Raw genomic sequence first — 4,457 nt, 5'->3', positions numbered from 1 at the left:
AGACGTGTATAAGAGACAGCTCCGGAAGCGGGGGGATCGGGTCGTCTGAAACAGCGGGGGTGAAGGGGGCGCGGGCGCCCCCTTCAGGCAATGGCGCGGAGGCGCCTCAGCCCTTGGCGCGCTCGACGTAGGAGGCGTCCTCGGTCTTCACCACGATGCGCTCGCCGGCGGTGACGAAGGGCGGCACCAGGGTCTTCACGCCGTTCGACAGCAGCGCCGGCTTGTAGGAGGAGGAGGCGGTCTGCCCCTTCACCACCGGATCGGCCTCGGCGACTTCCAGGGTGACCTGGGCGGGCAGCTCCATGGCCACCGGCTCGCCTTCGATCAGGCGGGCGGAGACGGTCATGTTCTCGGCCAGGAAGGCCAGGCGGTCGCCCAGGATGGCCGAGGGGACGATGGTCTGCTCGAAGGTCTCGGGATCCATCAGCACCAGGTTGTCGCCGTCGGCGTAGGAGTAGGTGAACTCCTTGTCCTCGGTCATCAGGCGCTCGACGGTGTCGGCGGTGCGCCAGCGATCGTCCTTCTTGGTGCCGGTCTTGATATCGCGCATCTCGACCTGGATGAAGGCGCCGCCCTTGCCCGGGGTGATGATCTGGATCTTGAGCACCGTCCAGCGCCGGCCCTCGTATTCGATGACCTGACCGGGGCGCATCTGATTGGCCTGCTGCTTCATGGGCGGGGCACCTGTCTCTGGCGGAGGCTTGAAGGAACGAAAGGTTCGTCGCGGAAACCGCGGCACCCCCGGGGGATGCGCCCGCGCGGGCGCGTCCAGGGGGAGCGAATGGGCGGCGGGTGTAGCCTGCCGGAGGGGGGCGCGGCAATGGGCTGGACGCCGCGCCGCGCCGGCTCGCGGCAGGCATGCGGGGCGGGCGGGGCGCGTGCCCGGTGTGGCTCGCGACGATGTGCGGCTCGCGACGATGTGCGGCCGGTGTCGAGCGGCAGCGGGGCAGGGCACGCAGCGGTGACCGGCCCGGGCCTCGACGCCCGCGGGCGGGCCCCGGCATGCTCGGCGCCCCATGAGCCTGACGCCGGAGAGCCAGCGCCGATGAGGGGTCGCCGCGCCATGTTGCTCATGGCCGGGCTGCTGGTGGCCGGGCTGCTGGCGGCCGGCTGCGAGGAGAAGCCCTCGGGGCTGGCGGTGCCGCTGGCGCAGTGGCGCCGCAGCAGCGCCGAGGCCCGGCCGCTGCCCACCGGCCATGGCGTGACCCTGCAGGTGCCGGCGCTGCCCGGGCTCGACTGCCTCAGCACCGCGCCGCCCGAGGCGATGGCGATGTGCCAGTTCCGCCTGGACGAGCGCAGCGGCCGGCTGGCCCCGCCCGACCGGCCGGAGGCCGAGGCGCTGCAGGTCACCATGCTGTTCCTGCCCGGCTTCTACCGCACGCACCGGCTGTTCTCCCGCGCTGCCCCCGAGGACTGGGCCGCGCTGCCGGGGGAGCCGGCGCAGGCCATGGTGCAGGGCGCGCTGGAGGGGGTGGCGGCCGGCCGCCGCTATGCCGCCGGCTGCTGGCGGCGCGCGGCCGCGGCGCCGCAGGAGACTCCATCGGACGTCCCGCTGGGCGGCTTCGCCTGCGCGCTGGCGGTCGAGGGGCACCGGATCGGCTCGGCCCTGGTGGAATTCGCGGCCGCCCCGCCGGGCGAGCCGCAATCGCGCGCCGCCGAGGCCAGCGCCGACCCGCTGGCGGCTCAGGCGATGCTGGCCGACCGCGTCAGGCTGGAACGGCTGGTGACCATGCTGGCCGCCATCGACCGCAGCTTCGAGTAAGGCGGGAGCTTCGAGTGAGGCGGGAGCTTCGAGTGAGGCGGGCGCTTCGGGCGAGGCCGGCTTCGCCCGATCGCGTGATCGAGGCGCTTCGACGATCCTGCCGCGAGCCGTCGCACCCTAGCTCGCGACGTGGCCGAAGATCGCCCGCATCAGCGCATAGAGCGCGCCGCCGGCCAGGAAGCCCACCAGCGTGCCGTTGATGCGGACGTATTGCAGGTCGCGCCCGACGCGCAGCTCGATCTTCTCCACCACCGTCGCGGTGTCCCAGCGCGCCACCACGCCGGCGATGAATTCCGACAATTGCGACTGCGCCGCCGGCAGCGCGGCGCGGGCGGCGCGGGTGGCGAAGCCGTTGAGGCGGTCGCGCGCCGCGGCATCCTCCGCCAGCAGCGTGCCGAGATTGGCGAAGAGCCCGGCGATCAGCGCGACGCCGCGGCCCTCGGGCGCGCCGGCGTCGGCCGCGACCATCGCCTTCAGCCGGCCCCAGAGGTCCATCAGCCAGGCGCTGACCGCCGGGTGGCCGGCCGCCTCGCGCAGCGCCCGGCCGATGGCGGCGGCGCGCTCGGGGTCGGTCTCCAGCCTCTCGATCTCGGCGGTCAGCCAGGTCTCGAAGGCGTGGCGCAGGGCGCTGTCGCCGGGCTCGATCTTCTCCAGCTCCTGGTTGATGGCCGAGAGGATGCGCCGCGCCACCGTGCCGCCGGCCAGCCAGCCGACGAAGGCGCCGCCCTCGGCACGGACCCGGGCCTGGATGGCCAGGCGCAGATCCTCCTCCTTGGCGGCCAGCAGCACCTTCATCTGCTCCAGCGCCAGGCCGAAGACCGCCTGGTGCTGGCCGCCAGCCATCAGCGCGCGCAGCGCCCGGGCCAGCAGCCTGGCCGAGCCGGGGCCGGAGACCAGCCGCGGCAGCAGCCGCTGCAGCAGGCGGCGGGCGCGGCCATCCTCCAGGCTGTTCAGCAGGGCGGGCAGGCTGGAGGCCAGGGCCTCGGCGGCGGGGCGGCTGTTGGCGGGGTCGGAGAGGTAGCGGCGCAGCAGCCCGGCCAGGTCGATGCGGGCCATCACCCGCTCGAGCTCGGCCTCGGTGAAGACATGGTTGGCCACGAAGCGGCCGAGGCCGCGGCCCAGTCTTTCTTTCTGCCGCGGGATGATGGCGGTGTGCGGGATCGGCAGGCCCATCGGGCGGCGGAACAGCGCGGTGACGGCGAACCAGTCGGCGAGGCCCCCCACCAGCCCGGCCTTGGCCGAGGCCTGCAGCAGCGAGGCCGCGTAGCCGGGCGGCAGGGCATAGGCGCCGAGCATCAGCCCGCCCATCACCCCCAGCAGGCCGGTCGCCAGGCGGCGGTGGCTGACCAGGCGGCGGCGCAGCTCGGCCTCGCTGTCGGTCGAAGGGGCGGGAAGCGGGGGCAGGGATCCATCCATCACCGCGAAAGGTAGTGCGCCGGCACGGCCAGCGGGAGGCGGGCGGGCGCTGACTTTACAGCCATCGCCGGAAGCGGGCCGAGCCATGCGCAGGCAAGGCTTGCCGTGGTCAGTGGAAATGTTATCTCGTAACAGCATGAGCCTCTCGCCCCGCGACCTCTTGGCCGACCTTTGGGCCGATCCCCTGGCGCTGTCCGCCGGCACGCCTGCGCGGCTGGCGCTGGCGGCGCTGCTGCTGGCGCTGCTCTGGGGCGGCGTGGCCTGGGCGCTGACGGCATGAGCCATGAGATTTCCCTGTCCGACCTGACGCTGACGCATGGGCGGCGGGCGGCGGTGCATCACTGCTCCGGCCGCTTCGCGCCGGGCAGCCTGACCGCCATCGTCGGGCCGAATGGCGCCGGCAAGTCGACGCTGCTGCGCGCCATCGCCGGGCTGCACCCGGCGATGGAAGGCCGGCTGCAGGCGCCGCGGGCGGCGATCGCGCTGCTGCCGCAGGCGGCGGCGCTGGACCGGCAGTTCCCGATCTCCTGCCTCGACGTCGTGCTGTTCGGGCATTGGTCGCGGGCCGGCGCCTTCCGGGCGCTGTCCCGCGCCGAGAAGCAGGCGGCGCGCGACGCGCTGGCGGCGGTGGGGCTGGAGGGCTTCGAGCACCGGCTGGTCGGCAGCCTGTCGGTCGGGCAGTTCCAGCGGGTGCTGTTCGCGCGGCTGCTGGTGCAGGACGCGCCGGTGATCCTGCTGGACGAGCCGTTCAACGCCGTCGACGCCCGCACCGCGCAGGACCTGATCGGGCTGGTGCGGCGCTGGCATGGCGAGGGCCGCACCATCCTGGCGGTGCTGCACGACCTGGAGCTGGTGCGCGCCGAATTCCCGGACACGCTGCTGCTGGCGCGGGAGCCGGTGGCCTGGGGCCCGACCGCCGAGGTGCTGACGGCGGCCAACCGCATGAAGGCGCGGATGATGGCCGAGGCCTGGGATGCCGAGGCCGAAGCCTGCCTGCGCGACGCCGCCTGAACCCGTTTCCCTGATGCTCGACCTGTCCCTCGCCGACCTGCTCTGGGCGCCCTTCGCCGAGTTCGGCTTCCTGCGCCGGGCGCTGGTGGGGTGCCTGGCGCTGTCGCTGGCCGCGCCCCCGCTCGGCGTCTTCCTGATGCTGCGGCGGATGAGCCTGACCGCCGACGTGCTGGCGCATGGCATCCTGCCGGGGATCGCCGCCGGCTTCCTGGTGGCGGGGCTGTCGGTCACCGCCATGTCGGTCGGCGGGCTGGTGGCGGGGCTGGTG

The 4,457-nt window shown here is 74.0% G+C and carries 6 protein-coding genes; 4 read left to right on the top strand and 2 right to left on the bottom strand.

The features are described 5' to 3' along the window. Window positions 1-106: 106 nt before the first annotated feature. Entirely contained in the window at window positions 107-673 is a 567-nt protein-coding gene (gene efp, locus GVN67_RS28230; RefSeq protein WP_160000632.1) for an elongation factor P, read from the bottom strand. A 390-nt stretch (window positions 674-1,063) separates the two neighbouring features. Between efp and GVN67_RS28225 the strand changes: the two genes are divergently transcribed. After that, window positions 1,064-1,762 (top strand): hypothetical protein, encoded by a 699-nt coding sequence (locus GVN67_RS28225; protein WP_160000631.1) that lies wholly within the window; start codon window positions 1,064-1,066, stop codon window positions 1,760-1,762. A 117-nt stretch (window positions 1,763-1,879) separates the two neighbouring features. Here the strand turns inward: GVN67_RS28225 and GVN67_RS28220 are convergent, their stop codons facing one another. Then, the gene (locus tag GVN67_RS28220; RefSeq protein WP_160000630.1) at window positions 1,880-3,178 is read right to left on the bottom strand and encodes a DUF445 domain-containing protein; all 1,299 of its coding nucleotides are present in this window, start codon (window positions 3,176-3,178) and stop codon (window positions 1,880-1,882) included. Window positions 3,179-3,314: 136 nt separating this feature from the next. Here GVN67_RS28220 and GVN67_RS28215 point away from each other — a divergent pair, with 136 nt between their 5' ends. The 3 genes from GVN67_RS28215 to GVN67_RS28205 form a co-directional block, all read left to right on the top strand. Next, window positions 3,315-3,458: a hypothetical protein gene (locus GVN67_RS28215; protein ID WP_160000629.1), complete on the top strand. Its 144-nt coding sequence runs from the start codon at window positions 3,315-3,317 to the stop codon at window positions 3,456-3,458. Next, window positions 3,455-4,189, top strand: a complete 735-nt coding sequence (locus GVN67_RS28210; RefSeq protein WP_160000628.1) for a metal ABC transporter ATP-binding protein — start codon at window positions 3,455-3,457, stop codon at window positions 4,187-4,189. Before GVN67_RS28215 ends, GVN67_RS28210 begins: the two co-directional genes overlap by 4 nt. Before the next feature lie 22 nt (window positions 4,190-4,211). Further along, on the top strand, window positions 4,212-4,457 hold a 246-nt coding region (locus GVN67_RS28205), incomplete at its 3' end, for a metal ABC transporter permease (protein WP_200845434.1).

Source organism: Roseomonas sp. 18066 (assembly GCF_902706185.1).
Taxonomy (GTDB): domain Bacteria; phylum Pseudomonadota; class Alphaproteobacteria; order Acetobacterales; family Acetobacteraceae; genus Pseudoroseomonas.
Note: the sequence above shows the minus strand (reverse complement) of the source record. Positions and strands in the feature narration are given on the sequence as shown.

Excerpts from the sequence above, each read along its gene's own strand:
- efp (WP_160000632.1), bottom strand. The coding sequence starts at position 673 with ATGAAGCAGCAGGCCAATCAGATGCGCCCCGGTCAGGTCATCGAATAC.
- GVN67_RS28225 (WP_160000631.1), top strand. The coding sequence starts at position 1,064 with ATGTTGCTCATGGCCGGGCTGCTGGTGGCCGGGCTGCTGGCGGCCGGC.
- GVN67_RS28220 (WP_160000630.1), bottom strand. The coding sequence starts at position 3,178 with ATGGATGGATCCCTGCCCCCGCTTCCCGCCCCTTCGACCGACAGCGAG.
- GVN67_RS28215 (WP_160000629.1), top strand. The coding sequence starts at position 3,315 with ATGAGCCTCTCGCCCCGCGACCTCTTGGCCGACCTTTGGGCCGATCCC.
- GVN67_RS28210 (WP_160000628.1), top strand. The coding sequence starts at position 3,455 with ATGAGCCATGAGATTTCCCTGTCCGACCTGACGCTGACGCATGGGCGG.